This is a genomic window from Pseudomonas sp. IT-P253, from assembly GCF_949768125.1.
GTDB lineage: Bacteria > Pseudomonadota > Gammaproteobacteria > Pseudomonadales > Pseudomonadaceae > Aquipseudomonas.
Window position 1 is genome coordinate 173,829 of the sequence record NZ_CATKPT010000011.1, and the last position, 24,053, is coordinate 197,881.

27 protein-coding genes are annotated in these 24,053 nt (G+C 57.8%); 16 read left to right on the forward strand and 11 right to left on the reverse strand.

The genetic code is table 11. From position 1 onward, the window contains the following. The first annotated feature begins 190 nt into the window (after positions 1 to 190). The gene (locus ACM6IR_RS06580; protein WP_414906946.1) at positions 191 to 1,204 is read left to right on the forward strand and encodes an aldo/keto reductase; all 1,014 of its coding nucleotides are present in this window, start codon (positions 191 to 193) and stop codon (positions 1,202 to 1,204) included. 187 nt (positions 1,205 to 1,391) lie between these two features. Next, positions 1,392 to 2,279: an EamA family transporter RarD gene (rarD, locus tag ACM6IR_RS06585; protein WP_414906947.1), complete on the forward strand. Its 888-nt coding sequence runs from the start codon at positions 1,392 to 1,394 to the stop codon at positions 2,277 to 2,279. 83 nt (positions 2,280 to 2,362) lie between these two features. Here the strand turns inward: rarD and hppD are convergent, their stop codons facing one another. Then, positions 2,363 to 3,439: a 4-hydroxyphenylpyruvate dioxygenase gene (hppD, locus tag ACM6IR_RS06590; protein ID WP_414906948.1), complete on the reverse strand. Its 1,077-nt coding sequence runs from the start codon at positions 3,437 to 3,439 to the stop codon at positions 2,363 to 2,365. A gap of 402 nt (positions 3,440 to 3,841) precedes the next feature. Here hppD and ACM6IR_RS06595 point away from each other — a divergent pair, with 402 nt between their 5' ends. Both ACM6IR_RS06595 and ACM6IR_RS06600 read left to right on the forward strand, forming a co-directional pair. Then, complete coding sequence (locus ACM6IR_RS06595) at positions 3,842 to 5,377, forward strand: EAL domain-containing protein (RefSeq protein WP_414906949.1); 1,536 nt, start codon at positions 3,842 to 3,844, stop codon at positions 5,375 to 5,377. Between the two features lie 232 nt (positions 5,378 to 5,609). Next, a complete protein-coding gene (locus ACM6IR_RS06600) occupies positions 5,610 to 5,975 on the forward strand; it encodes a histone-like nucleoid-structuring protein, MvaT/MvaU family (protein WP_201119813.1) in 366 nt (121 codons plus the stop codon). Between the two features lie 177 nt (positions 5,976 to 6,152). Here ACM6IR_RS06600 and ACM6IR_RS06605 read toward each other — a convergent pair whose 3' ends face one another. Continuing rightward, positions 6,153 to 6,677: a DUF4946 domain-containing protein gene (locus ACM6IR_RS06605; protein WP_414906950.1), complete on the reverse strand. Its 525-nt coding sequence runs from the start codon at positions 6,675 to 6,677 to the stop codon at positions 6,153 to 6,155. Between the two features lie 143 nt (positions 6,678 to 6,820). On the opposite strand from ACM6IR_RS06605, the gene gloA reads away from it, so the two are divergent. Further along, positions 6,821 to 7,342, forward strand: coding sequence for a lactoylglutathione lyase (gene gloA / locus ACM6IR_RS06610; RefSeq protein ID WP_414906951.1), 522 nt, complete (start codon positions 6,821 to 6,823; stop codon positions 7,340 to 7,342). A gap of 192 nt (positions 7,343 to 7,534) precedes the next feature. Here the strand turns inward: gloA and ahpF are convergent, their stop codons facing one another. The 3 genes from ahpF to ACM6IR_RS06625 form a co-directional block, all read right to left on the reverse strand. Next, entirely contained in the window at positions 7,535 to 9,097 is a 1,563-nt protein-coding gene (ahpF, locus tag ACM6IR_RS06615; protein WP_414906952.1) for an alkyl hydroperoxide reductase subunit F, read from the reverse strand. Positions 9,098 to 9,238: 141 nt separating this feature from the next. Continuing rightward, positions 9,239 to 9,802, reverse strand: a complete 564-nt coding sequence (gene ahpC, locus ACM6IR_RS06620; protein ID WP_414906953.1) for an alkyl hydroperoxide reductase subunit C — start codon at positions 9,800 to 9,802, stop codon at positions 9,239 to 9,241. A gap of 298 nt (positions 9,803 to 10,100) precedes the next feature. Next, positions 10,101 to 11,039 carry a site-specific integrase gene (locus ACM6IR_RS06625; RefSeq protein ID WP_414906954.1) on the reverse strand — a complete coding sequence of 313 codons (939 nt, stop codon included), beginning with the start codon at positions 11,037 to 11,039 and terminating at the stop codon, positions 10,101 to 10,103. A 285-nt stretch (positions 11,040 to 11,324) separates the two neighbouring features. Between ACM6IR_RS06625 and ACM6IR_RS06630 the strand changes: the two genes are divergently transcribed. Then, entirely contained in the window at positions 11,325 to 12,344 is a 1,020-nt protein-coding gene (locus ACM6IR_RS06630) for a DNA-binding protein (protein WP_414906955.1), read from the forward strand. Here ACM6IR_RS06630 and gorA read toward each other — a convergent pair. Beyond that, positions 12,341 to 13,699: a glutathione-disulfide reductase gene (gene gorA, locus ACM6IR_RS06635; RefSeq protein ID WP_414906956.1), complete on the reverse strand. Its 1,359-nt coding sequence runs from the start codon at positions 13,697 to 13,699 to the stop codon at positions 12,341 to 12,343. The two genes, ACM6IR_RS06630 and gorA, sit on opposite strands and share 4 nt — an antisense overlap. A 130-nt stretch (positions 13,700 to 13,829) precedes the next feature. Next, positions 13,830 to 14,669, reverse strand: a complete 840-nt coding sequence (gene galU / locus ACM6IR_RS06640; protein WP_414906957.1) for a UTP--glucose-1-phosphate uridylyltransferase GalU — start codon at positions 14,667 to 14,669, stop codon at positions 13,830 to 13,832. Between the two features lie 269 nt (positions 14,670 to 14,938). Between galU and ACM6IR_RS06645 the strand changes: the two genes are divergently transcribed. Further along, positions 14,939 to 15,127, forward strand: a complete 189-nt coding sequence (locus ACM6IR_RS06645; RefSeq protein WP_414906958.1) for a hypothetical protein — start codon at positions 14,939 to 14,941, stop codon at positions 15,125 to 15,127. A 139-nt stretch (positions 15,128 to 15,266) separates the two neighbouring features. Continuing rightward, the gene (locus ACM6IR_RS06650) at positions 15,267 to 15,548 is read left to right on the forward strand and encodes a hypothetical protein (protein WP_414906959.1); all 282 of its coding nucleotides are present in this window, start codon (positions 15,267 to 15,269) and stop codon (positions 15,546 to 15,548) included. 11 nt (positions 15,549 to 15,559) lie between these two features. On the opposite strand, the gene ACM6IR_RS06655 is transcribed toward ACM6IR_RS06650, so the two are convergent. After that, complete coding sequence (locus tag ACM6IR_RS06655) at positions 15,560 to 15,790, reverse strand: hypothetical protein (protein WP_414906960.1); 231 nt, start codon at positions 15,788 to 15,790, stop codon at positions 15,560 to 15,562. Between the two features lie 72 nt (positions 15,791 to 15,862). Next, complete coding sequence (locus tag ACM6IR_RS06660; RefSeq protein ID WP_414906961.1) at positions 15,863 to 16,219, reverse strand: hypothetical protein; 357 nt, start codon at positions 16,217 to 16,219, stop codon at positions 15,863 to 15,865. Between the two features lie 213 nt (positions 16,220 to 16,432). Here ACM6IR_RS06660 and ACM6IR_RS06665 point away from each other — a divergent pair, with 213 nt between their 5' ends. From ACM6IR_RS06665 to ada, 5 genes are all read left to right on the forward strand, one after another. Further along, positions 16,433 to 16,735 (forward strand): DUF1883 domain-containing protein, encoded by a 303-nt coding sequence (locus ACM6IR_RS06665; protein WP_201119803.1) that lies wholly within the window; start codon positions 16,433 to 16,435, stop codon positions 16,733 to 16,735. A gap of 29 nt (positions 16,736 to 16,764) precedes the next feature. Beyond that, positions 16,765 to 16,941 (forward strand): hypothetical protein, encoded by a 177-nt coding sequence (locus ACM6IR_RS06670; protein WP_414906962.1) that lies wholly within the window; start codon positions 16,765 to 16,767, stop codon positions 16,939 to 16,941. Positions 16,942 to 17,067: 126 nt separating this feature from the next. Continuing rightward, on the forward strand, positions 17,068 to 17,775 hold the full coding sequence (locus ACM6IR_RS06675) for a 2OG-Fe(II) oxygenase (RefSeq protein ID WP_414906963.1): 708 nt from the start codon (positions 17,068 to 17,070) through the stop codon (positions 17,773 to 17,775). Beyond that, the gene (gene alkB / locus ACM6IR_RS06680; RefSeq protein ID WP_414906964.1) at positions 17,765 to 18,445 is read left to right on the forward strand and encodes a DNA oxidative demethylase AlkB; all 681 of its coding nucleotides are present in this window, start codon (positions 17,765 to 17,767) and stop codon (positions 18,443 to 18,445) included. The genes ACM6IR_RS06675 and alkB overlap by 11 nt, the downstream gene beginning before the upstream one ends. An 87-nt stretch (positions 18,446 to 18,532) precedes the next feature. After that, complete coding sequence (gene ada / locus ACM6IR_RS06685; RefSeq protein ID WP_414906965.1) at positions 18,533 to 19,600, forward strand: bifunctional DNA-binding transcriptional regulator/O6-methylguanine-DNA methyltransferase Ada; 1,068 nt, start codon at positions 18,533 to 18,535, stop codon at positions 19,598 to 19,600. On the opposite strand, the gene ACM6IR_RS06690 is transcribed toward ada, so the two are convergent. Further along, positions 19,597 to 20,055, reverse strand: coding sequence for a GyrI-like domain-containing protein (locus ACM6IR_RS06690; RefSeq protein ID WP_414906966.1), 459 nt, complete (start codon positions 20,053 to 20,055; stop codon positions 19,597 to 19,599). The genes ada and ACM6IR_RS06690 overlap by 4 nt on opposite strands. 63 nt (positions 20,056 to 20,118) lie before the next feature. After that, the gene (locus tag ACM6IR_RS06695) at positions 20,119 to 21,102 is read right to left on the reverse strand and encodes an MDR family oxidoreductase (protein ID WP_414906967.1); all 984 of its coding nucleotides are present in this window, start codon (positions 21,100 to 21,102) and stop codon (positions 20,119 to 20,121) included. A gap of 199 nt (positions 21,103 to 21,301) precedes the next feature. Here ACM6IR_RS06695 and ACM6IR_RS06700 point away from each other — a divergent pair, with 199 nt between their 5' ends. From ACM6IR_RS06700 to modB, 3 genes are all read left to right on the forward strand, one after another. Then, positions 21,302 to 22,366 (forward strand): NAD(P)H-dependent flavin oxidoreductase, encoded by a 1,065-nt coding sequence (locus tag ACM6IR_RS06700; protein ID WP_414906968.1) that lies wholly within the window; start codon positions 21,302 to 21,304, stop codon positions 22,364 to 22,366. Positions 22,367 to 22,604: 238 nt separating this feature from the next. Further along, a complete protein-coding gene (modA, locus tag ACM6IR_RS06705; protein ID WP_414906969.1) occupies positions 22,605 to 23,372 on the forward strand; it encodes a molybdate ABC transporter substrate-binding protein in 768 nt (255 codons plus the stop codon). Further along, positions 23,373 to 24,053, forward strand: coding sequence for a molybdate ABC transporter permease subunit (gene modB, locus ACM6IR_RS06710; RefSeq protein ID WP_414906970.1), 681 nt, complete (start codon positions 23,373 to 23,375; stop codon positions 24,051 to 24,053).

Sequence of the window (24,053 nt, forward strand, 5' to 3'; positions counted from 1 at the left end):
GGATTATTGTTCATTCTCACAAAACCCGAGACAGCGACGATAAGTCCCGCATCGGCGTTGACTGTCTGTCCGCCTTCGCGAGCAGGCTCGCTCCCACAACTTTGATTCGGGGTGTTTGATATTTCGGGTTGCCCCACGCTGCCGTTCTGGTATTTGATTGTGCCTTTCCAACCGGCAAAAGGATTTCGTCATGAGCTACCGCACGCTGGGTCAATCGGGTTTGCAGGTGTCCACCCTGACCCTGGGCACCATGATGTTCGGCGAACAGACCAGCACCGAAGATTCCCTGCGGATCATCGACAAGGCCTGGGACCAGGGCATCAACTTCATCGACACCGCCGACGTCTACACCAATGGCCGCTCCGAAGAAATCGTCGGGGAAGCGATCGCCAGTCATCGTCACGAATGGGTGCTCGCCACCAAGGTCGGTTTCGGGCCGGTGGATGGCGTGCCGAACCGCAGCGGTTTGAGCCGCAAGCATATTTTCAATGGCATCGACGCCAGCCTGACGCGTCTGGGCACCGACTACCTGGACATCTATTACCTGCACCGCGAAGACCACAACACGCCGCTTGCGGTCACGGTATCAGCGATTGGCGATTTGATTCGCCAAGGCAAAATCCGCTATTGGGGGCTGTCGAACTATCGTGGCTGGCGCATCGCCGAAGTCATTCGGGTGGCCGACCAGCTGGGTGTCGACCGGCCGGTGATCAGCCAGCCGCTGTACAACATCGTCAACCGCCAGGCCGAAACCGAACAGCTCACCGCCGCCCAAAACTACGGCCTCGGTGTGGTGCCTTACAGTCCGCTGGCGCGCGGCGTGCTCAGCGGCAAGTACGCGCCGGATGTGAAGCCTGACGCCGACAGCCGCGCCGGACGTGCCGACAAACGCATTCTGGAAACCGAATGGCGCGTCGAATCGTTGCGTATTGCCCAGGAAGTCCAGCAGTACACCCAAGGCCGTGGTGTGGGCATCGTCGAATTCGCGATTGCCTGGGTGTTGAACAATAGCGCGGTGACTTCAGCCATCGTCGGGCCACGTACCGAAAGCCAATGGGATGCCTACACTAAGGCTCAGGCGGTGACGATCACGGCCGAGGACGAGGCGTTTATCGATTCGCTGGTAACGCCGGGGCACGCGTCGACGCCGGGGTTCAATGACGTGAGCCATTTTGTCTCCGGCCGCAAACCGCACAACACCTGAAAAAACACAAAACCACTGTAGGAGCGAGCTTGCTCGCGATGGTGTGTCAGTTGACAACTATGTAGCTGACCCACCATCGCGAGCAAGCTCGCTCCTACCCCCTACAATTGGCAGACGTTGGTCAATATTCAGCTCGAAAACCACGTATCCTCTGCGCCCGTTTTACGTTCAACCTCGCGAGGGCAGTTTGTCTAAAGGAATCGCTTTATCGGTCACAGCCTCGGTGCTGTTTGCCGTCATGTATTACTACACTTCGTTGCTCACGCCGTTGAGTGGCGTGGAAATTTTCGGCTGGCGCATGCTGCTCACCGTGCCCTGCATGACCGTGTTCATGGTGGTGTCCGGGGAGTGGAGGCGTGTGGTCGATCTACTGCGCCGGGTCGGCGGCCAACCGACGTTGATCGGCGGGATAATCGCCTCCTCGGCCCTGCTCGGCGTGCAACTCTGGCTGTTCATGTGGGCACCGCTCAACGGGTATAGCCTCGACGTGTCGCTCGGCTATTTCCTGCTGCCGTTGACCATGGTCCTGACCGGACGGATCGCCTATGGCGAGCGCCTCTCCTATTTGCAAAAAGTTGCCGTGGTGTTCGCCTGCCTGGGTGTGATCAACGAGGTGTATCAGGTCGGTGGTTTTTCCTGGGCGACCTTGCTTGTCTGCGTTGGTTATCCGACCTATTTCGTCCTGCGCAAGCGTCTGGCGACGGACAACCTCGGTGGGTTGTGGCTGGACATGGCAATGATGTTGCCCGTGGCGTTCTGGTTCGTTCAGAGTGGCGAACAAGGTTTTGGTGTGTTCAACCAGCATCCGTGGTTGTCGCTATTGATCCCGGTGCTCGGCGTGATCAGTGCGTCAGCGTTGGTGGTCTACCTCATCGCCAGCCGGCTGTTGCCGTTCAGTCTGTTCGGGCTGTTGAGTTATGTCGAGCCAGTGCTTTTGCTCGGCGTCGCCCTGTTGCTGGGGGAAAGTATCAAGTCCGGTGAATGGCTGACCTATATCCCGATCTGGATGGCAGTGCTGGTGTTGATGTTTGAGGGGTTCAAGCATCTCGTTCGGCAACACCGCAAACCAATGTAGGAGCGAAGCTTGCTCGCGAAGGGGCCTTTGATGACGCTAAAAGCTTCGCGGGCAAGCCTCGCTCCTACGTAAATTGAACGCGCTTAATCGGTCGAGAGCACGCCACGACGAACCTGGTCGCGTTCGATGGATTCGAACAGTGCCTTGAAGTTGCCTTCACCGAAACCATCATCGCCTTTACGCTGGATGAACTCGAAGAACACCGGGCCCATCAGGGTTTCCGAGAAGATCTGCAACAGCAGGCGCTTGTCGCCCGACTCGGACGAACCGTCCAGCAGAATCCCGCGCGCTTGCAGCTGATCGACCGGCTCGCCATGGTTGGGCAAACGGCCTTCGAGCATTTCGTAATAGGTGTCCGGCGGCGCGGTCATGAAGCGCATGCCGATTTTTTTCAGGCGATCCCAGGTGTCCAGCAGGTTATCGGTGAGGAAGGCCACGTGCTGGATGCCCTCGCCGTTGAACTGCATCAGGAATTCTTCGATCTGCCCGGCGCCCTTGGACGATTCTTCGTTCAACGGGATGCGGATCATGCCATCCGGCGCGGTCATGGCCTTGGAGGTCAGGCCGGTGTATTCGCCCTTGATGTCGAAGTAACGGATCTCGCGGAAGTTGAACAGCTTCTCGTAGAAGTTGGCCCAGTAGGCCATGCGACCGCGATACACGTTGTGGGTCAGGTGATCGATGATCTTCAGGCCCGCGCCTTCAGGATTGCGGTCGACGCCTTCGATGAACACGAAATCGATGTCGTAGATCGAGCTGCCTTCGCCGAAACGGTCGATCAGGTACAGCGGCGCACCGCCGATGCCTTTGATCGCCGGCAGGTGCAGTTCCATCGGGCCGGTTTCGATGTGAATCGGCTGGGCGCCGAGTTCCAGCGCACGCTTGTAGGCCTTTTGCGAGTCCTTGACCCGAAACGCCATGCCGCACACCGACGGGCCGTGCTCGGCCGCGAAGTACGAAGCCACGCTGTGCGGTTCGTTGTTGAGGATCAGGTTGATTTGGCCCTGGCGATACAGGTGCACGTCTTTGGAGCGGTGGGTCGCGACCTTGGTGAAGCCCATGATCGCGAAGATCGGCTCCAGGGTATTGGGGGTCGGCGATGCGAATTCGATGAATTCAAAGCCCATCAGGCCCATTGGGTTTTCGTATAAATCTGCCATGGTTGGCGCCTCATCATGCTTTTTTAGAAATAACGGAACGTTAGTTACTAGCAATGCTGAGACCGGCGGGTGGCGCACAGGAGATGCCCCTCACGCTGCGGGCGAGGAAGTCACCGTAGATCAATTGAAACCCAAAACTCTTCATTGTCGATCCAAGGCCCTTGGGGGCGAGACGTCTGCTGCCAGAAGTCACTTATTATTGTATGCGTAACCGGATTCTACACAGCGTAAATGAATTTGTCCGTCTTCTGTATCAAATCCCCTTTTTCCCTGCTCGCGCAAGGGGTTTGAACGACACAGGCAGCAAAGGCCAACTATCATGGCCCGTACCTGAACTCTTTTGGGAGGCGACTCGCCCTGCCAGCATTTGAGAGCCCTCTTTCATCGTGACAGGTTTCGTCAATGCCACTGAGCGTCAACACCAGCCGCAAACGCAGGATCAGGAGCGCGGTGACACTGTTGAGCGGATTGCTCCCGGTGCTGCTGGGGTTTGCCATTCTCTACCTGCAAGCAGAACGCACGCTCCAACACAGTAGCGAGCAGACTGCCGAAGCCGCCATCCGCCAGTTCGAACTGATGCTCGACAACAACGCCCAGGCTGCGCGCGAATTGCTGCCCCTGGCCGGCCAGAACTGCAACGACGTACAGCTTGCGTTGCGCGAACAAGTCACCCGCCGTCCGTTTGTGCGGTCGACCAGCCTGGTGTGGGACAACACCATCTACTGCAGTTCTTTGTTTGGTGATTACCAGGAAAAAATCAGTGCCGGCGACTACACCCAAGGCGGGTTGTTGTTGATGAAGGGCAACCTGGTGACGCCTGATACCGCGTTGCTGGTGTACCGGCTCAGTGAAGGAAAACAGGCGGCGCTGAGTACGCTGGACGGTTATCACCTGAGTAACGTCCTGCGCCTCATTGGCCGCAACACATTGCTGGTGCTGCAAGTCGGCCCCCATTCGCTGTCAGCCGACACAACGTTCCACGAAGGCGCCCTGCCCGCCTTCCCGGTGGCGCCAAGCTCACGGACATCCTCACGTTATGCCTTCAACGTGGCCGCAGGATTTCCCGCTGGTGAAACCTGGCGCTACATGAGCAGTGAGTACCCGCCGCTGTTCAGCCTGCTGATTTTTTTCGGCGTGATTTCCGGCTTTATCGGGCATTTTCTGCAGAAGCGCTCGTCGTCGCCGAGCCATGAACTGATGCGTGCGCTGGAAGCCGCCGAGTTCGTTCCGTATTTTCAACCGGTGGTCCATGGCGACAGCAAAAAATGGTCCGGGACCGAAGTCCTGATGCGCTGGAATCACCCGAAGGAAGGCCTGGTGCGCCCGGACCTGTTCATCCCGTTTGCCGAACACTCGGGGCTGATCGTGCCGATGACCCGCTCATTGATGCGACAAACCGCAGCCTTGCTAGGGCCGCTCTCTACGTCGTTCGACGGGCCGTTTCATATCGGTATCAATATCACCGCCAGTCACTGCAAAGACCTTGAACTGGTCGAAGATTGCCGCGAGTTCCTGAGTGCCTTCGCACCAGGCTCCATTCACTTGGTATTGGAGTTGACCGAACGCGAACTCATCGTGCCCACCGCTATCAGCCACCAATTGTTCGAGCAGCTGCATGAGCTCGGCGTGATGATCGCCATCGATGACTTCGGCACGGGACACTCGAGCCTGGGTTATCTGCGTCAGTTCAACGTGGATTATCTGAAAGTCGATCAGAGTTTTGTCGCCATGATTGGTGCCGACGCCCTCTCCCGGCACATTCTGGACACCATTATCGAACTCTGCGCCAAACTCGATCTGGGTATTGTCGCCGAGGGCGTGGAAACCCAAGAGCAGAGTGATTACCTGACCGCTCACGGGGTGAACTTCCTGCAAGGTTATCTCTTTGGCCGTCCAATGCGTGGCGCAGAATTCATTACAGCATTAAGCCACCATTAACTAGCGCCTTAAGCGACAAGACAACGAAACGGCGCACCCATTTGAATCAAAACACTACTACCGTTACATGCAGAAAAGGTCAGGATTTACTCTTTTCCAATTAACTACTACAATTTTTCATGCCTGCGCTAGATTGGCAGGTGAGCCATTATCACCGGGTCGCTTCAAGGCTCTTGGCTTATAGCTTTGTTTGCGGTTGGTATCAGCCAAACACACTATTGGAGTAAAGATATTGTCCAGACTCGCTGAATTTCGTGCCGCTGAAAAGGCCCTTCAAGAACAGCTCAAGCAGCTGGAATCGCTGAAGAACGACGCCGGGCTCAAGAAAGAAATCGAATTCGAAGAAAAGCTCCAGGGGCTGATGAAAACCTACGGCAAAAGCCTGCGCGACATCATCGCCATTCTCGATCCGAACCCGGCAAAATCCGGTCTGCAACACGCTACTGCGCCTAAAACCCGACGCGCTCGCGTGGTCAAGGTTTATCAGAACCCGCACACCGGTGAACTGATTGAAACCAAAGGTGGCAACCATCGCGGCCTGAAAGCCTGGAAGGAACAATACGGTGCAGCTACCGTTGACTCCTGGCTGCGTGGCTAAGCAATCGCGCCCCCCCAAAAAGCCCTGCCAATGCAGGGCTTTTTCATGGAAACCCTCTAAATTCAACGAAGATTGCCGATCAACTCGCTACTTGCTGGCTAACTTTGTACTTAATCCTTTTGGCTATCTAAAAACTACAGAACCCGCAGAAAAATCACGACCACGAAAAATCTTTAACTAAAGTTTCAAGCTGTTACGTGCTGCCTCAATTTCGTCCTGACTTGCCTTATAAACCTCGGCCTGCCCCGCGTACGAAAGAACATAGGCCTTATCGGCATCCACCGCAGCGACCAATGTTTGCGAGAGCACATGCCTTCCGTTTTGAGTGATCGTGCAGGTAGTTTCCAGCGCCGATAAGCGGCTCAGGGTAGTCTCGTGAATTTTGTTACAGACACTTTGATAGCCGCCTTGAAAAAAGCCCTTTTGCACCGACTTGCGCATCTCCAGCAAGACGCCTTGCAGGTTCACTTGATGTCCACTCTCCACCTGGGTCATGGTCAACTCCATCACCATTACCGGCGTACCACCCTGATCGGTTTTCACGGCGCGTTGACGGGATACTTCTGGCTTGGCGTCATCGGGCGCGACCGCTTCGACCACCCAGCCCTCTGGCCATGTCACGATGGGCGCGTCTGCGTGAGCACTGTTGATACCTGACAGCACGCACATCAGGGCGAACAGCGATTTGGACAATCGAATCATTGCAATGAACACTCACGGATTAAGCCGTAAAGTCTGAGCCTCGCCCGCCCGTCAGGCAATAGCCGTCGCTTTCGGTTTGGTGATGTCAGAGCCCTTGCGTATCATTGTTGCCATTCGTTAGCCCCATTACCTCCGGAGGGCCCATGAGCCTGCACGATTTGAACACCTTCCCGGGCGTCACCGCCCAACCGGACACCGCCACCCAGAAGTTCGTCTTCAACCACACCATGTTGCGGGTCAAGGACATCACCAAGTCCCTGGACTTTTACACGCGCATCCTCGGTTTCTCGCTGGTGGAAAAACGCGACTTCCCGGAAGCCGAATTCAGCCTGTACTTCCTGGCACTGGTCGATAAAAACCAGATCCCGGCCGACGCCGCTACGCGCACGCAATGGATGAAGTCGATCCCGGGCATTCTCGAACTGACCCACAACCATGGCACCGAGAATGACGCGGATTTCGCCTACCACAACGGCAACACCGAGCCGCGCGGTTTTGGCCACATCTGCATTTCGGTGCCGGACATCGTCGCCGCGTGCGAGCGCTTTGAAGCGCTGGGCTGCGATTTCCAGAAACGCCTGAATGACGGGCGCATGAAGAGCCTGGCCTTCATCAAAGACCCGGATGCCTACTGGGTCGAGATCATCCAGCCCGCCCCGCTGTAAGCCCCACCATAAATCCCCTGTGGGAGCGAGCTTGCTCGCGATAGCGGAGTGTCAGTCACCTCATTATTGAATGTACCGCCGCTATCGCGAGCAAGCTCGCTCCCACAAAAATCAGTCCCACAGTCTGGAATGAGCAGCACACAAAAAAACCCATGACCCTGCATGGGGTTTTGTGTTTTCAGCGTCCGGGTTTTATGCCGGGGCCGACGTCCGGATCAAGTGATCGAATGCGCTCAGCGACGCTTTGGCGCCCTCGCCCACTGCAATCACAATCTGCTTGTACGGTACGGTGGTCACATCACCGGCCGCGAACACACCAGGCAGCGACGTTGCACCGCGGGCATCGACGATGATCTCGCCGCGAGGCGACAGCTCGACAGTGCCTTTGAGCCAATCGGTATTGGGAAGCAGACCGATCTGCACGAAGATCCCTTCCAGCTCGACATGACGCAACTCGTCCGACTGACGATCCTTGTAACGCAAGCCGTTGACCTTCTGCCCGTCGCCGGTCACTTCAGTGGTTTGCGCATGGGTGATCACCGTGACATTCGGCAGGCTGTGCAATTTGCGCTGCAGAACCGCATCGGCGCGCAGCTGTACGTCAAACTCCAGCAGCGTGACGTGGGACACGATACCGGCCAGGTCGATGGCCGCTTCCACGCCGGAGTTACCGCCGCCGATCACGGCCACACGCTTGCCTTTGAACAGCGGACCATCACAGTGCGGGCAATACGCCACGCCTTTGTTGCGGTATTGCTGCTCACCCGGCACGTTCATTTCACGCCATCTTGCACCGGTCGCCAGGATCACGGTCCTGGCTTTGAGCTTCGCACCACTGGCGAAGTGAACTTCGTGCAGCTCACCCTGCTTGCCCGGCACCAGTTTGTCGGCGCGTTGCAGGTTCATGATGTCGACATCGTACTGTTTGACGTGTTCTTCCAGTGCTACGGCCAGTTTCGGCCCTTCGGTTTCCTGCACGGAGATGAAGTTCTCGATGGCCATGGTATCCAGCACCTGCCCACCAAAACGTTCAGCGGCCACGCCGGTGCGAATGCCTTTACGCGCCGCGTAGATCGCTGCCGATGCACCGGCCGGGCCACCGCCGACCACCAGCACGTCAAAGGCTGCTTTGGCGCTGATCTTCTCGGCCTGACGCTCGATGCCGCTGGTGTCGATTTTGGCGAGGATTTCTTCCAGGCCCATACGGCCCTGACCGAAGTTAACGCCGTTCAGATAGACACTTGGCACCGCCATGATCTGACGCTGGTCGACTTCAGCCTGGAACAACGCGCCGTCGATGGCGACGTGGCGGATGTTCGGGTTCAGCACCGCCATCAGGTTCAGCGCCTGGACGACGTCCGGGCAGTTCTGGCAAGACAGCGAAAAGTACGTCTCGAAGCTGAACTCGCCTTTGAGCGAGCGGATTTGTTCGATCACTTCAACACTGGCTTTCGATGGGTGACCGCCGACTTGCAGCAAGGCCAGCACCAGCGAAGTAAATTCGTGGCCCATTGGGATGCCGGCGAAACGCAGGCTGATATCGGCACTCGGGCGATTGATCGAGAACGATGGTTTGCGCGCATCGTCACCGTTGTCGAGCAAGGTAATTTGGCTGGAAAGACTGGCAACGTCTTTCAGGAGGTCGAGCATTTCCCGGGATTTCGCACCGTCGTCGAGGGATGCAACGATCTCGATCGGCTGGGTGACCCGTTCCAGGTATGACTTCAACTGGGTTTTAAGATTGGCGTCCAACATACGGGCGATTTCCTTTCTTCTGTTTCATGGAGAGCAGACATAAAAAAACGCCCGAGCGAATCTCGCCCGGGCGTTTTATAGGGCGGTGCAGCTTACTGAGTAGGTACGCAGTTGCGCCCTGATGCAGCACGACTCATAGACTTAGATCTTGCCGACCAGGTCCAGGGACGGGGCCAGAGTGGCTTCGCCTTCTTTCCACTTGGCTGGGCAAACCTGGCCTGGGTGAGCAGCTACGTACTGAGCGGCCTTGATTTTGCGCAGCAATTCAGAAGCATCACGCCCCACACCGCCGTCGTTCAGCTCGACGATTTTGATCTGGCCTTCAGGGTTGATCACGAAGGTGCCACGGTCAGCCAGACCGGCTTCTTCGATCAGCACGTCGAAGTTGCGGGAGATGGCGTGAGTCGGGTCGCCGATCATGGTGTACTGGATTTTGCCGATGGCTGGCGAAGTGTTGTGCCAGGCAGCGTGGGCAAAGTGGGTATCGGTGGAAACGCTGTAGACCTCGACGCCCAGTTTCTGGAACGCGTCGTAGTTGTCAGCCAGGTCTTCCAGTTCGGTCGGGCAAACAAAGGTGAAGTCGGCTGGGTAGAAGAAAACGACAGACCACTTGCCTTTCAGGTCCGCGTCCGACACTTGTACGAAGTCGCCATTTTTGTAGGCGGTCGCTTTGAACGGTTTAACTTGGCTGTTGATGATAGGCATCGTTGACTCTCCGTCAGGGGTTAAGAAGTTGATGGAGAGAACTCTAAACACTCGACGGACGGAAGGCTCATTGGCAAACCTCATGCTGCTGATTTGTTTTGGCTATTAGTCGGCAGTATTAATAGAAGAAATCGGTATCTAGGATTTGTGTAGCAGCTGGCGGAGCCTGCGTTCGGCCGCGCAGCGGTCGTAAACCGGCTTGCAAGGTCTACCTGATACACCGCGGATTTAGAATTTACGACCGCTGCGCGGCCGAACGCAGGCTCCGCCAGCTGCTACGGATTGCATTGCATCTGAGCTATGGCGCCAAGGCCTTTTCAGAGCGGAGCGTCATGCCAAGAAACGGGCTGGCTTCGACATAGCGCATGGCGGACTTCATATCTTTCCAGCCCACGTAACTCATCAACGACTTCAAATCCCAACCGCTTTGGTGCGCCCAGGTAGCAAAACCGCGCCGCAAGGAGTGGCTGGTGTAATGCTCGGCGGGGATGCCCGCGCGCTCCAGCGCCTGGCGTAATAGAGGAATGACGCTGTTGGCGTGCAGGCCCTCTTCGCTCAGATGACCCCAACGGTCGATGCCACGAAAAACCGGCCCTCGTACCAGTGCCGCTTCGGTGATCCAGGCGATGTACGCCTGAACCGGGCAGAGACGCTGTAACGCCGGGGTCTGGTAGGTTTTGCCAAGGTTTTCGCGGTCGCTCTTGCTGCGCGGCAGATAAAGACTGATACCAGAGCCGGCAACCGCTTGTACGTGCTCGACCTGTACGCGGCACAACTCGTCGCTACGAAAGCCGCGCCAGAAGCCGAGCAGGATCAGTGCGGTGTCGCGCCGTGCCCGCAGCAGCGTCGGTCGGTCATGTTCAGCCTTTGCCGCGCACGCTTCCTGCTCCAGCCAGTCAACGACTTGCTCCAGATGCTGTAGCTGCAATGGCTCGGCCTGCTTCTCCCGCATCGGGTGCAGTGCGCGAATGCCCTTGAAGACCTTGCGCACTACCGGCGCCTTGGTGGGATCGGCAAACCCCTGGCTGTTGTGCCACTGAGCCAATGCCGACAAGCGCAACTTCAGCGTATTGATCGATAACTCCCCCGCATAGGCCACCAGATAGCGCGCGACGCTGTCGGCGGTGGCCGGCAAAAAACCGCCCCAACTGACTTCGAAATGCTCGATGGCCGCCCTGTAGCTGCGACGGGTGTTATCGCGCGTGGCGGCTTGCAGGTAGCGATCCAGCTCGCTCATGGGAATGACTCTGCCTGTGTAGGAGCGAGCTTGCTCGCGATGGTGGTTAACGATAATGCGTAAAGCCAGATACCCAGTGGCGCTCTTGGGTTTTTCGCGAGCGAGCTCGCTCCTACAAGGGGATTGCGTACGGATATAGAGCGATAAACACTTCAGAACTGCTATCACACGGGGTAATACCAGTATATCCCGTGTGAATACCTGTTGTATTTTAACTTTTATACTGGTGTAGCACATCGTGTATTATGTGCGTACATACCACAGTACGAAATCGTAGGAGAGCTCATGGCCCGTGGCGGCATCAACAAAGCAGTGGTTCAAACGGCACGCCTGGCAATCCTCGCCCGCGGCGAAAACCCAAGCATCGACGCGGTACGGATCGAGATGGGCAATACCGGCTCGAAAACCACCATTCACCGGTATTTGAAGGAGCTGGATGACGGCGTCGAGCCCGCCGATACGGCCGGCGAACCCATCGATGACGAGCTGGCGGGGCTGGTCTCGCGCCTCGCACAGCGCCTCAAAGAACAGGCGCAGGAACCTATCGATCAGGCGCGCGCGCAGTTCGATCAGCAACGAAAAGAGCTGGACCGCCAACTGGCCGTCGCGCAAGAGGCCAATACTGAACTGCAGCAGCAATACGAGATTCAAACCCTCGCGCTCACGCAGGAATCCGACACCCTGCACAACACGCTGTCCATTTTGCAGACCGAGCAAACCCGTAACGCCGGACTGAACCAGGCACTGGCTGATTTCGAGTTACGCTTGCAAGACAAGGACGAGCAGATTCGCTCACTTGAAGAAAAACACCTGCATGCGCGCGATGCGCTGGAGCACTATCGCAACGCCGTCAAAGACCAGCGTGAGCAGGAGCAACGCCGCCACGAAGGCCAGGTGCAACAGATTCAGATGGAGTTGCGCCAGGCCCAGCAAAGCGCTTTAGTGCGCCAGGATGAAATCACCCAACTGCACCGCGACAATGAGCGTCTGCTGACCGAAAACCGTGGCACGCTGCGGGAGTTGAGCCTGTTGCAGGAACAGCTCAAGCAGACTCACACTCGCCAGGATCAGCTGCTTGAACAGGTCAATCGTATCGACAACGAGCGCACCCTCCTCCAGGAACGCTTGCGCACAGCTCTGCTGGAAAGCCAGTCGCTGAAGCAGAGCGTCGATGAGCAGTCGCAGATCAACAAAGCGCTGGAAATTGAATGCCTCAAGACTCAGGCGAGCCTCGATGAGTGCGTGCGTCGGGCGACTGTCATTGCGACAGCGCCAGACGCATCAGAGCCGACGAAGGGCGATTAACCCGCGACCGGCGTCCGCATGGTGACGAACTCTTCGGCAGCCGTCGGATGCACACCGATGGTTTCGTCGAAGTCGCGCTTGGTGGCGCCGGCCTTCAAGGCAATCGCCAGGCCCTGGACGATCTCGCCGGCGTCCGGCCCAACCATGTGGCAGCCAAGAACCTTGTCGGTCTTGCCGTCCACCACCAGCTTCATCAGCGTGCGCTCCTGGCATTCGGTCAGGGTCAGCTTCATCGGGCGGAAACGGCTTTCGTAGATCACCACCTCATAACCTGCATCGCGAGCCTCTTCTTCGGTGAGGCCTACGGTACCGATGTTCGGCAGGCTGAATACAGCCGTCGGGATCATCTTGTAGTCCACCGGACGATATTGCTCAGGTTTGAACAAACGCCGCGCAACAGCCATGCCTTCGGCCAGCGCGACCGGAGTGAGTTGCACACGACCGATCACGTCGCCAAGGGCCAGAATCGACGGCTCGGCGGTTTGATACAGCTCGTCGACCTCGACAAAGCCTTTCTTGTCGAGTTTGACGCGGGTGTTTTCCAGCCCGAGATTGTCCAGCATCGGACGCCGGCCAGTGGCGTAAAACACACAATCCGCCTCCAGCTCGCGACCGTCTTTGAGCGTGACTTTCAAACTGCCGTCAGCCTGTTTGTCGATGCGCTCAATGTCGGCGTTGAATTGCAGGTCCATACCGCGCTTGGTCAATTCTTCCTGCAAATGCTTACGCACGGCACCGTCGAAGCCGCGCAGGAACAACTCACCGCGATACAGCAACGTGGTCGCGGCCCCCAGGCCGTGGAAGATCCCGGCGAATTCGACGGCGATGTACCCACCACCTACCACCAGAACGCGCTTGGGCAGATCTTTCAGGAAGAACGCCTGATTGGAACTGATCGCGTGCTCATGCCCCGGAATCTGCGGAATCTGCGGCCAGCCGCCGGTCGCAATCAGGATGCTCTTGGCGGTATGACGCTCGCCATTGATCTCGACGGTATTCGGATCGACGATTTTGGCGTGGCCTTCATGCAAGGTCACACCGCTGTTGACCAGCAGGTTGCGATAAATACCATTCAGGCGATTGATCTCGCGGTCCTTGTTGGCAATCAGCGTCGCCCAGTCGAACGTCGCCTCGCCCGGTGTCCAGCCAAACCCGGAAGATTGCTCGAAGTCTTCAGCGAAGTGCGCACCGTAAACCAGCAGTTTTTTCGGCACACAACCGACGTTCACACACGTACCGCCCAGGTAACGACTCTCGGCCACAGCCACTTTCGCACCAAACCCGGCAGCAAATCGCGCAGCCCGCACACCGCCAGAACCGGCACCAATCACATAAAGGTCAAAATCGTAGGCCATCTTCAATCTCCTCGGCAGGCAACCAGCATACCTGCAGACATCCGTTGGGCAAGCGCTGCAGACGATATGAGGGCGGAAAATGAAAAAGCCACCCTAAGGTGGCTTTTCAGTACAAGCAGGTCAAACCCTATCAGTAGGCCTTGCCAGTCTTGTAGAAGTTTTCGAAGCAGAAGTTGGTGGCTTCGATGTAGCCTTCAGCGCCACCGCAGTCGAAACGCTTGCCCTTGAATTTGTAGGCAATCACGCAACCGTTTTGCGCCTGTTTCATCAAGGCGTCGGTGATCTGGATCTCGCCGCCCTTGCCAGGCTCGGTTTGCTTGATCAGGTCGAAGATGTCCGGTGTCAGGATGTAACGACCGATGATCGCCAGGTTCGACGGTGCGTCTTCCGGGGCTGGTTTCTCGACCATGTTGCGAACGCGATAGAGGTCATCACCGATCAGGTCGCCGGCGATAACGCCGTACTTGTTGGTTTCCAGCGGATCGACTTCCTGGATCGCAATGATCGAGCAGCGGTACTGTTTGTACAGCTTGACCATCTGGGTCAGGACGCCGTCGCCTTCGAGGTTGACGCACAAGTCATCCGCCAGTACCACGGCGAACGGTTCGTCGCCAATCAGCGGACGGCCAGTCAGGATCGCGTGGCCCAGGCCTTTCATTTCGGTCTGGCGGGTGTAGGAGAACGAGCAGTTGTCGAGCAGCTTGCGGATGCCGACCAGGTACTTTTCCTTGTCGGTGCCCTTGATCTGGTTTTCCAGCTCGTAGCTGATGTCGAAGTGGTCTTCCAGGGCACGCTTGCCACGACCGGTCACGATGGAGATTTCGGTCAACCCGGCGTCCAGTGCTTCTTCGACGCCGTACTGGATCAGTGGCTTGTTTACCACCGGCAGCATTTCTTTGGGCATGGCTTTAGTCGCTGGCAGGAAGCGAGTACCGTAACCGGCTGCTGGGAACAAGCATTTCTTGATCATATAAGTCCTTGATAGGGCTGTGTGTACGAGTTTCGGTCGCAGTCTAATCAGGCGGCGTGCACCTTACAATGCCCCGCGCTGGCTAACCGATGCCATCATAGAGAAATATTCTCGCGGATAGTTCCCCGGATCGCTTCGGCGCCTTTATTGATAGCACAGACCGTCATGTATGCACGACCACACAATCGCACCACCCTACACCCATCAGCACCTGTTGAGTGCATTTGGCGGTATCATTGCGCGATAGAACCAGTCAACGAGGCAGATAGATGTCGGTAGCAAAGAGTGTCAACGGGTACCTGATCAATCAGGCAAAAGACGGCCAGTGGTGGGTAGACAGCGTAGACGGCGAGAATATCGCCGGGCCGTTCCCTACCGAAGCGTTGGCGATTGAGGTGGCATCGGTGTTGCAGGATCAACCGGCAGCGCCGAAACGACGCGGCAAGGACAAGTCCTGAGACGCGCCTGACTCGACTGGAGCCCTGTCGCAGCGCAGGGCTTTTTTATGATGGTCTGCAACGAAATGGCCATCGCTATAACCTTTTGATCCCGGCGCTGTCACAGGCTTAGCCCCATCATCCTGACGACGACAATGACATGACTAGATTTCTGCCACTGATTGCATTGCTGGCCCTGAGCGGTTGTGCGACTTCCGAAAAGATGTATCTGAACAACGGCGAACAAGGCCTGAGCATCGACTGCTCCGGAGAAGCCAACTCGTGGGGCACTTGCTACGAAAAAGCCGATGCCTCTTGCGCCGGCACCGGCTATCGAATCGTCGGTACCGACGGAACACCTTCGACCAAGGATAGCGACAAGACCCTTGGCGTCGACGTCGGCAACTATAAGACCCGTACCGTCGTGGTGGTCTGCAAGTAAGGCGCCCTGCCCTATATGTGAATCTCGGCGAATTTGATCCCAAGCCCGCGCACGGTCTCGATCAAGTCGTCCAGGCGACTGAACGATTCGACTTCATCGTTTTCATCCACCAGGAAATAACTGCGCCCGGCGCTTTTCTTGAAAAATACGATCCATTCTCCCGAATTTGCCGGGTTCTGAATCACGTGAGTGGCAGAGATATGACCCTCTGCATGACGCTCCCGTACCTGCTCTCGCTTCATGCTCGACTCCAGAAATGACAATGCCGTCAAAGCGACGCTTGGACGGCATTGGTGCTGACAGTCGACAGTCTATCAGCCGGAAATGCACTCGGTGGCGGCGTTGCGTACATCATGTGGGCGAATAGGCACGTTGGAGATGCGCTCATGCAACTTGATGCTGCTGCCGCTGGCGCGGTTTTCAATATCGAATACAGCGGCCGGCCCCGACGAATATTTCTGCGCAACGATGACTCGCACACCGTCCTTCTGTGGCTCGATTTGCAGAGCGCCTCGGCTATCGGCCAGCTTCTCGCTCAGGCAATGCGCGTACTCAAGGGGCTTCTTGCCTGAGATCACGCTCATGGTGGGCAGCGACTCGTTGATTTCCGAGACTGTCGCACAACCAGTCATTGCCAACGCCAACGGCAGTAACACTACACCCCACTTCATACAAATCCTCCGATAAAGCCTCTCCGACAGCACAAATGCCGTTTTTCTCCGAGGCTCACTGCTGTTATCGCGCATAGAATTGCGAATAACTGTTTTTAATTGTCAAACCGGACCTCGACGGTCGGATAATAACCCGTTCGGGCTGATAAACTGCGCCAATCGCCCAACGCTATCGTTTTGATTTTGTAGAAAAAGCCCTTCTGGAGGCGCCTCATGAAATTTATCCACCAGCGCGAGCACCTCAACGAAGACGACATCGTCGTCATCCAGTGCTCCCAAACCTGCAACATCCGCTTGATGAACGACGCCAATTTCCGCAGCTTCAAAAATGGCGGCCGGCACACTTACCATGGCGGTGCATTCGACACTTTCCCGGCCCGGATTACTGCACCGAGTACCGGATTCTGGAACATAACCATCGACATGGTCAGCCGCAAGGCAATTAGCGTAACCCGCAAACCGACCCTGACTCACTCGATCAAGATTATCCGCCGCTCCAGCTCGAAACTGAGCTGAGTGACGCCCCACCAAGAGAACAGGCAGGTATGACCGTGGCTCAAACAACCAAATACGTCATCAAGTACAAGCTCAACGGTGAGCGCCGCTTTGAATTTGCCCAGCTTGAAAAGGGCACCGAAGCAGAGGCCAAGGCCGCGCTGGACGCCATTCATGGCCAGAGCGTAGACGTGATCAGCGACATTAGTGTCAGCAAAGCGCTGTAAAGCGATCCGGAGCGACAACAAGGACGTCTGCTCCACGCGGTGAAGTTCGACCGCAAGCACCGGAGTGATATCGAAAGCAGCGCCCCCTAGACTGACCACCTCAACGTTGGGTTAAGGAGTCAGACCGTGTTTAGCGAGCATCAACTCGTTGCAGGCGACCGGGACGCGCTGGAACGACAACTCGATCAGGATGGCTGCGCGACCATCAAGTCGCTTTTAAGCCACCAGACGTGCGACGACATCAGCGCCCTCTACAGCCAGCGCGAGCCTTTCCGCTCTCACGTCATCATGGCCCGCCATGGTTTTGGTCGCGGCGAGTACAAATACTTCAGCTACCCACTGCCCGCCCCGGTAGCCCGTTTACGCAGCGCGCTCTACCCTCGACTGGTGCCGATTGCCAATCGGTGGTACGAACAGATGGGCCTTGCGACCCGATTCCCCGAGACGCATGAGGCGTTTTTAGAGCGCTGTCATGCCGCCGGTCAGGATCGTCCGACGCCGTTGTTGCTGCAATACGGCCCGCAGGACTACAACTGCTTGCATCAGGATCTGTACGGCGAACACGTCTTCCCGCTGCAAGTTGCGATTCTTCTGTCGGAGCCGGACGAGGATTTTACCGGTGGCGAATTCGTCCTGACCGAACAACGCCCCCGGATGCAGTCACGCCCTCAAGTCATCAGTCTGAAGAAAGGCGACGCACTGGTCTTTGCCGTCAACCAGCGCCCGGTCAAAGGCGTTCGCGGCTATTACCGCGTCACCCTGCGCCATGGCGTCAGTCGCCTGCACAGCGGAAAACGGCATACCCTTGGAATCATCTTTCACGATGCGTTATGACCCCATGAACCCGAGCACCCTGGATCTGTTTGCCGATGCGGAACTTGAGCAGTGGCCCAGACGCGACCGGATAGGCGAACAATCCTACGTATTGAGAGGCTTCGCCCTGCCGTGGCTGGAACGTTTGCTGCCCGCACTGCAAGCGGTGCTGGCGGCGGCGCCGTTTCGACAGATGATCACCCCGGGTGGTTTCACCATGTCGGTGGCCTTGAGCAGTTGCGGCACGCTGGGCTGGACCACCGACCGCTGCGGTTATCGCTACACCCACCACGACCCGCAGACCGGCCAGCCCTGGCCCACCATGCCCGAGGTGTTTTTCGAATTGGCGCAAGCGGCCGCACGAGCAGCAGGGTTTGCCGATTTCGTGCCTGATTCCTGCCTGATCAATCGTTATATCCCCGGCGCAAAGATGTCATTGCATCAGGACAAGGACGAAAAGTCCTACGCGGCGCCGATTGTGTCCGTCTCCCTCGGATTGCCGGCGATGTTCCTGTTCGGCGGTTTTGAACGCCGCGAAAAAAGCCAACGCGTGCCCCTGTTACATGGAGACATCGTGGTCTGGGGTGGGGTGGATCGGTTGCGCTATCACGGCGTGCTGCCCATCAAGGAAGGCCAACACCCCAGCATGGGCGAACAACGGATCAACTTCACCTTCCGCAACGCGGGATGAAGCCCTCGAATTCGACCGCAAGACCCGGAGTGTTCAGAGCCTGCCGGCTGGTTACTCTGAATGAAACGGGTCAACGGAGATGAAGCCATGACAATCCACACGACAACAATCGCCACCGAAAACGATCCTCGCTGGGCCGCCGTCGTTGCGCGTGATTCCCGGGCAGATGGACAGTTTGTGTACGCAGTGAAAACCACCGGCATCTACTGTCGCCCCAGCAGCCTGGCGCGTTTGCCGAAACCGCAGAACGTTGAATTTTTTGATACCGCCGAGCAGGCCCAGGCGGCGGGTTATCGCCCGAGCAAACGGGCGACAAAGGATCAGAGCGACGTCGCCGCACACCATGCGGTGATCGTGGCCGCCGCGTGCCGTCAGATTGAAACCGCCGAACATCTGCCGGCCCTGAACGAACTGGCTGATGCCGCAGGCCTCAGCAGCTTTCACTTCCATCGGGTGTTCAAAGCCGTCACCGGCCTGACCCCCAAGGGTTACGCCACGGCCCATCGCTCGCGCAGAGTACGTGAACGGTTGGCGAACGGCGGCTCGGTGACCGATGCGCTGTATGACGCCGGCTTCAACTCCAACAGCCGCTTCTATGAGGCCGCGGATCAGCTGTTGGGCATGAAACCCGGCGACTATCGCGCCGAAGGCCAGAACAACGACATTCGCTTTGCCGTGGGCCAGTGTTCCCTTGGCGCCATTCTGGTCGCGCAAAGTGAACGCGGGGTTTGCGCGATCCTGCTCGGGGACGATCCACACCAATTGGTGTGCGATCTGCAGGACAAGTTTCGACAGGCCAACCTGATCGGTGCCGATCACTCATTCGAGCAACTGATCGCCAAGGTGGTCGGTTTTATCGAAGCGCCGGCCATTGGCCTGGACCTGCCCCTGGATGTTCGCGGAACTGCGTTTCAGGAACGGGTCTGGCAAGCGCTGCGAGAGATCCCCGTCGGTAGCACGGCCAGCTACGCCGAAATCGCCCAGCGCATCGGCGCGCCAAAAGCCTTCCGCGCCGTGGCCCAGGCCTGCGGCGCGAACAGCCTCGCGGTGGCCATTCCGTGCCATCGCGTGGTGCGCAGCAATGGCGATCTTTCCGGCTATCGCTGGGGCGTGGAACGCAAACGCCTGTTGTTGGAGCGAGAAGCACTGCCTTAGACGATGCCGATGTACACCGCCACGGAATCCGGGCTTGTATATGCTTCAAAGTCGGTCGCGAACCGGCGCCTGATCTGCTGGTTTGCTGCGAAATAGGCCCAAATTCGTTGCCAGGCGTCGATGACGGCACCCGGCATCGGCCCCTTGCCTTCGAACACCAGGTATTGGCCGTCTTCGATGCGGATTGTCTCGTAACCTTGCGCCGGTGCCTGAACAGCAATCCCGGCCGTCACATCGAACGCCCCCAATGCATCCGATTCGTACCCGGAGTACACGCCATAGGCCGGTGAAGCGGGTTGTTGCGGCGCAATCCGCTCAATCAACCCTTCGCTATGGAAACGCCCCCACATAGGGCCAATCTTTGCCGTTTCAGCCTTTTGTTCCGCGCTGTTGAGGGTTCGTACCCTCAGTCCCGAAACGCTGAACGGTGCTACATAGACCTGTTTGAATTCCATTGCTGCGCCACTCCCTGTTATTGAGATTTGCGGCCCTGACGAGCCGCAGCGGCGCCTACCTTGTCAGCGATTGACGTCGACAACAACCCTTCCCCGCAACTGACCCGCGAGTAATCGAGGTGCGGCATCGATCGCTTCGCTCAGACCGATTTCGTGACTGATCAGCGGCAACAAGGCAAAGTCCAGATCCTTGGCCAGTCGATTCCAGGCCAGTACTCGCCTGGCCTTCGGCTGGGTCACGCTGTTAATGCCAGCGAGCGTCACGCCGCGCAAAATAAAGGGCGCAACGGAGGCTGGAAAGTCCATCCCCTGAGCCAGCCCACACGCAGCGACAGTGCCGTTGGCCTTCGTGCTGGCACAGGCGTTGGCCAGCGTGTGGCTGCCGACCGAGTCAATCACCGCCGCCCAACGCTCCTTGGCCAAGGGCTTACCCGGTTCGGATAGCGTGGCGCGATCAATGATTTCGCTGGCGCCCAATTGTTTGAGGTAGTCATGTTCGGAGGTGCGGCCAGTGGACGCGACCACCCGGTAGCCGAGCCTGCTGAGCAGCGCGATGGCGAAACTGCCTACACCGCCATTGGCGCCCGTGACCAGGATGTCACCCTGTTCCGGTGTTACGCCGTTATGTTCCAGCGCCAGGATACTGAGCATCGCCGTGTACCCGGCCGTGCCAATAGCCATCGCCTGGGCGGCACTGAATTGCGACGGCAACGGGATCAGCCAGTCGCCGTTCAGGCGGGCCTTCTGTGCCAATCCACCCCAATGCCCTTCGCCAACGCCCCAGCCATTGAGCAGCACCCGGTCGCCGACCTTGTAGTCCGGATGCCCACTGACTTCGACAGTACCTGCCAGATCGATGCCCGGCACCATCGGGAATTTTCGCACCACCGGGCTGCTGCCAGTGATTGCCAGGGCATCCTTGAAGTTCAACGTGCTGTACGCAACGCGCACCGTCACATCACCCTCCGGAAGCTGATCGTCATTGATCTCTTGCAGTGTGGCCCGGTAACCGCTGTCGTCTTTGTCGATCAAAATACCTTTGAACATTGCTGCCTCCCAAAAGGAATCGCTTGGCTTGTCGAGTAGATGAAATAGCACAACGCAACATTTTGCCGTACTCGACTTTAAGCCAAACCGGGCTTTTATCCCGTCGGCGGCTCTGAAAACTCGGCCGGCCTTGCGCCAGTCATGATACAAAACCGGCTCTACCGTCCCTGCCCAGTTTTCATGCCGGAGAACCTTTCAAATGAACCAATGGCCAGACACCCGCATTCTTGACCTGCTCGGAATTGAACTGCCGATCATCCAGGCGCCCATGGCCGGCGCCACCGGTTCGGCCATGGTGATAGCCGCGAGCAACGCGGGCGGGTTGGGTTCCATGCCGGCCGCCATGTTGAGCACCGAACAGTTGCGTGAAGAGTTGAGGACGATTCGCCAACACAGCCAACGCCCGATAAACGTCAACTTCTTTTGCCACCAGCCTCCCGCCGCCGATGAGCAACGCGCCCGGGACTGGAAAAATCTGCTGGAACCGTATTACCGGGAATTGGGTGTCGACTTCGACGCGCCGACGCCGGTATCCAATCGCGCACCGTTCGAGAACGCGACCTGCGAGGTGATCGAGGAGTTTCGCCCCGAAGTCGTGAGTTTTCACTTCGGGCTGCCAGAAAAATCCTTGCTGGATCGTGTCAAGGCGGCCGGGGCAAAAGTGCTGTCCTCAGCCACCACAGTGGAAGAAGCCATCTGGCTTGAGCAACATGGCTGTGACGCAATCATCGCGATGGGCTACGAAGCAGGCGGTCATCGCGGGATGTTCCTGAGCGACGACTTGAGCAGCCAGGTGGGCCTTTTTGCCTTGGTGCCGCAGATTGTCGACGCGGTGAAAGTGCCGGTGATTGCGGCGGGCGGCATTGCTGATGCACGCGGTGTTGCAGCCGCGTTTCTGTTGGGTGCATCGGCAGTGCAAGTCGGTACCGCGTATTTGTTCACGCCAGAGGCCAAGGTCAGCGCGTCTCATCACAAGGCGCTGCGTACGGCTAAGGAAAGCGAGACCGCTGTCACCAATATTTTCACCGGACGCCCGGCGCGCGGGATTCTCAATCGAGTGATGCGTGAACTCGGGCCGATGTCTGACAAAGCCCCGGCCTTCCCGCTGGCCGGTGGCGCGCTGATGCCGCTGCGGGCCAAGGGGGAAGCCGATTTCAGCAATCTCTGGGCCGGGCAGGCGTTCACCCTGGGCGTCGAAATGACCACGGCCGAGCTGACTCGGCGCCTGGCGGAGCAAGGGTTGGCGAAGCTTACCCATGCCTGATTAACCCGTTGTTGCCGCTGTTCAATGTAGGAGCGAGCTTGCTCGCGATGGACGTTAACGATAACGCGTTCTTCCTGAATAAACGCGTTGCTCTCAAGTCCATCGCGAGCAAGCTCGCTCCTACATCCAACAAGGGCAAGTGTGCCCCAGCACATTCCGTTTGCAGGCAATTCGCTATATATTCTGCTATATAACGTTTTCACCCCTCGTAGCACTTGCCTGACCTTGGAGCCGTTTCATGCCCCTTCGTGCCTCACGTTTTGCCCCCACTTGTCTTGCGGGCCTGATCGCCGTATTTGCCTTCGGGCCCGCCCGGGCAGCTGAAGTTCAGGTCGCAGTTGCCGCCAACTTCAGCGCCCCGATCCAGGCCATCGCTGCTGACTTCGAGAAAGACACCGGGCACAAACTGATCACGTCCTTTGGCGCAACCGGCCAGTTCTACACCCAGATCAAGAATGGCGCGCCGTTCGAAGTGTTCCTCTCGGCTGACGACACCACCCCGCAAAAACTTGAAAGCGAAGGCGATACCCTCAAAGGTTCACGCTTCACCTACGCCATCGGCACCCTGGCACTTTGGTCGGCCAAGGAAGGTTACGTCGATGCCAAGGGCAAAGTGCTGAGCGACAATCAGTATCAGCACCTGTCCATCGCCAACCCGAAAACCGCGCCATATGGCCTGGCCGCAACTCAGGTGTTGGCCAAACTGGGCCTGACGGACAAACTCAAGGACAAGATTGTTGAAGGCCAGAACATCACCCAGGCCTACCAGTTCGTGTCTACCGGCAACGCCGAAATCGGCTTTGTAGCCTTGTCGCAAATCTACAAGGACGGCAAAGTCACCGGCGGTTCGGCATGGATTGTTCCGGCGGCCATGCACGACCCCATCAAGCAAGACGCGGTGATCCTCAACAAAGGCAAGGACAATCCGGCCGCCACGGCGCTGGTCGAATACCTCAAAGGTCCAAAAGCGGCCGCGATCATCAAATCTTATGGCTACCAACTCTAAATGACGCTCTCGAGTGCCGATTTTCCCGCCATTTGGCTGACCCTGAAACTGGCGTCCCTGACGACCGTCATCCTGCTGATTATCGGCACACCGATTGCATTATGGCTCTCACGCACCCAATCCTGGTTGCGCGGCCCGGTCGGGGCGATCGTCGCCCTGCCCCTGGTGCTGCCACCCACCGTGATTGGCTTTTATCTATTGTTGGCGCTCGGCCCTAACGGCTTTGTCGGCTACTTCACCCAGTCACTGGGGCTCGGCACCCTGACGTTCAGTTTTGCCGGTCTGGTGATCGGTTCGGTGCTCTACTCGATGCCGTTCGTAGTCCAGCCGCTGCAAAACGCCTTTTGCGCCATCGGCACGCGCCCTCTGGAAGTGGCCGCAACCTTGCGCGCGAATCCTTGGGATACGTTTTTCAGCGTGATCCTGCCGCTGGCCCGACCGGGCTTTATCACGGCGGCCATTCTCGGCTTCGCCCATACTGTCGGTGAATTCGGCGTGGTGCTGATGATCGGTGGCAATATCCCCGACAAGACCCGCGTGGTCTCGGTGCAGATCTACGATCACGTCGAAGCCATGGAATACGCTCAGGCCCACTGGCTGGCCGGGGCAATGCTTGTTTTCTCCTTTGCGATATTGCTGGCGCTTTACTCCAGCCGTAAAACCAAAGCAGGCTGGAGCTGA

Coding starts and splice junctions, on each gene's coding strand:
- ACM6IR_RS06650 (WP_414906959.1), top strand. CDS start 15,267: ATGACTAGATTTCTGCCACTGATTGCATTGCTGGCCCTGAGCGGTTGT.
- modB (WP_414906970.1), top strand. CDS start 23,373: ATGACGCTCTCGAGTGCCGATTTTCCCGCCATTTGGCTGACCCTGAAA.
- ACM6IR_RS06695 (WP_414906967.1), bottom strand. CDS start 21,102: ATGTTCAAAGGTATTTTGATCGACAAAGACGACAGCGGTTACCGGGCC.
- ahpF (WP_414906952.1), bottom strand. CDS start 9,097: ATGTTGGACGCCAATCTTAAAACCCAGTTGAAGTCATACCTGGAACGG.
- hppD (WP_414906948.1), bottom strand. CDS start 3,439: ATGGCAGATTTATACGAAAACCCAATGGGCCTGATGGGCTTTGAATTC.
- ACM6IR_RS06655 (WP_414906960.1), bottom strand. CDS start 15,790: ATGAAGCGAGAGCAGGTACGGGAGCGTCATGCAGAGGGTCATATCTCT.
- ACM6IR_RS06690 (WP_414906966.1), bottom strand. CDS start 20,055: ATGGAATTCAAACAGGTCTATGTAGCACCGTTCAGCGTTTCGGGACTG.
- ACM6IR_RS06595 (WP_414906949.1), top strand. CDS start 3,842: ATGCCACTGAGCGTCAACACCAGCCGCAAACGCAGGATCAGGAGCGCG.
- gorA (WP_414906956.1), bottom strand. CDS start 13,699: ATGGCCTACGATTTTGACCTTTATGTGATTGGTGCCGGTTCTGGCGGT.
- ACM6IR_RS06605 (WP_414906950.1), bottom strand. CDS start 6,677: ATGATTCGATTGTCCAAATCGCTGTTCGCCCTGATGTGCGTGCTGTCA.
- ACM6IR_RS06660 (WP_414906961.1), bottom strand. CDS start 16,219: ATGAAGTGGGGTGTAGTGTTACTGCCGTTGGCGTTGGCAATGACTGGT.
- gloA (WP_414906951.1), top strand. CDS start 6,821: ATGAGCCTGCACGATTTGAACACCTTCCCGGGCGTCACCGCCCAACCG.
- ACM6IR_RS06665 (WP_201119803.1), top strand. CDS start 16,433: ATGAAATTTATCCACCAGCGCGAGCACCTCAACGAAGACGACATCGTC.
- ACM6IR_RS06645 (WP_414906958.1), top strand. CDS start 14,939: ATGTCGGTAGCAAAGAGTGTCAACGGGTACCTGATCAATCAGGCAAAA.
- ACM6IR_RS06625 (WP_414906954.1), bottom strand. CDS start 11,039: ATGAGCGAGCTGGATCGCTACCTGCAAGCCGCCACGCGCGATAACACC.
- ACM6IR_RS06580 (WP_414906946.1), top strand. CDS start 191: ATGAGCTACCGCACGCTGGGTCAATCGGGTTTGCAGGTGTCCACCCTG.
- ada (WP_414906965.1), top strand. CDS start 18,533: ATGACAATCCACACGACAACAATCGCCACCGAAAACGATCCTCGCTGG.
- alkB (WP_414906964.1), top strand. CDS start 17,765: ATGCGTTATGACCCCATGAACCCGAGCACCCTGGATCTGTTTGCCGAT.
- ACM6IR_RS06700 (WP_414906968.1), top strand. CDS start 21,302: ATGAACCAATGGCCAGACACCCGCATTCTTGACCTGCTCGGAATTGAA.
- modA (WP_414906969.1), top strand. CDS start 22,605: ATGCCCCTTCGTGCCTCACGTTTTGCCCCCACTTGTCTTGCGGGCCTG.
- ACM6IR_RS06630 (WP_414906955.1), top strand. CDS start 11,325: ATGGCCCGTGGCGGCATCAACAAAGCAGTGGTTCAAACGGCACGCCTG.
- ahpC (WP_414906953.1), bottom strand. CDS start 9,802: ATGCCTATCATCAACAGCCAAGTTAAACCGTTCAAAGCGACCGCCTAC.
- ACM6IR_RS06670 (WP_414906962.1), top strand. CDS start 16,765: ATGACCGTGGCTCAAACAACCAAATACGTCATCAAGTACAAGCTCAAC.
- galU (WP_414906957.1), bottom strand. CDS start 14,669: ATGATCAAGAAATGCTTGTTCCCAGCAGCCGGTTACGGTACTCGCTTC.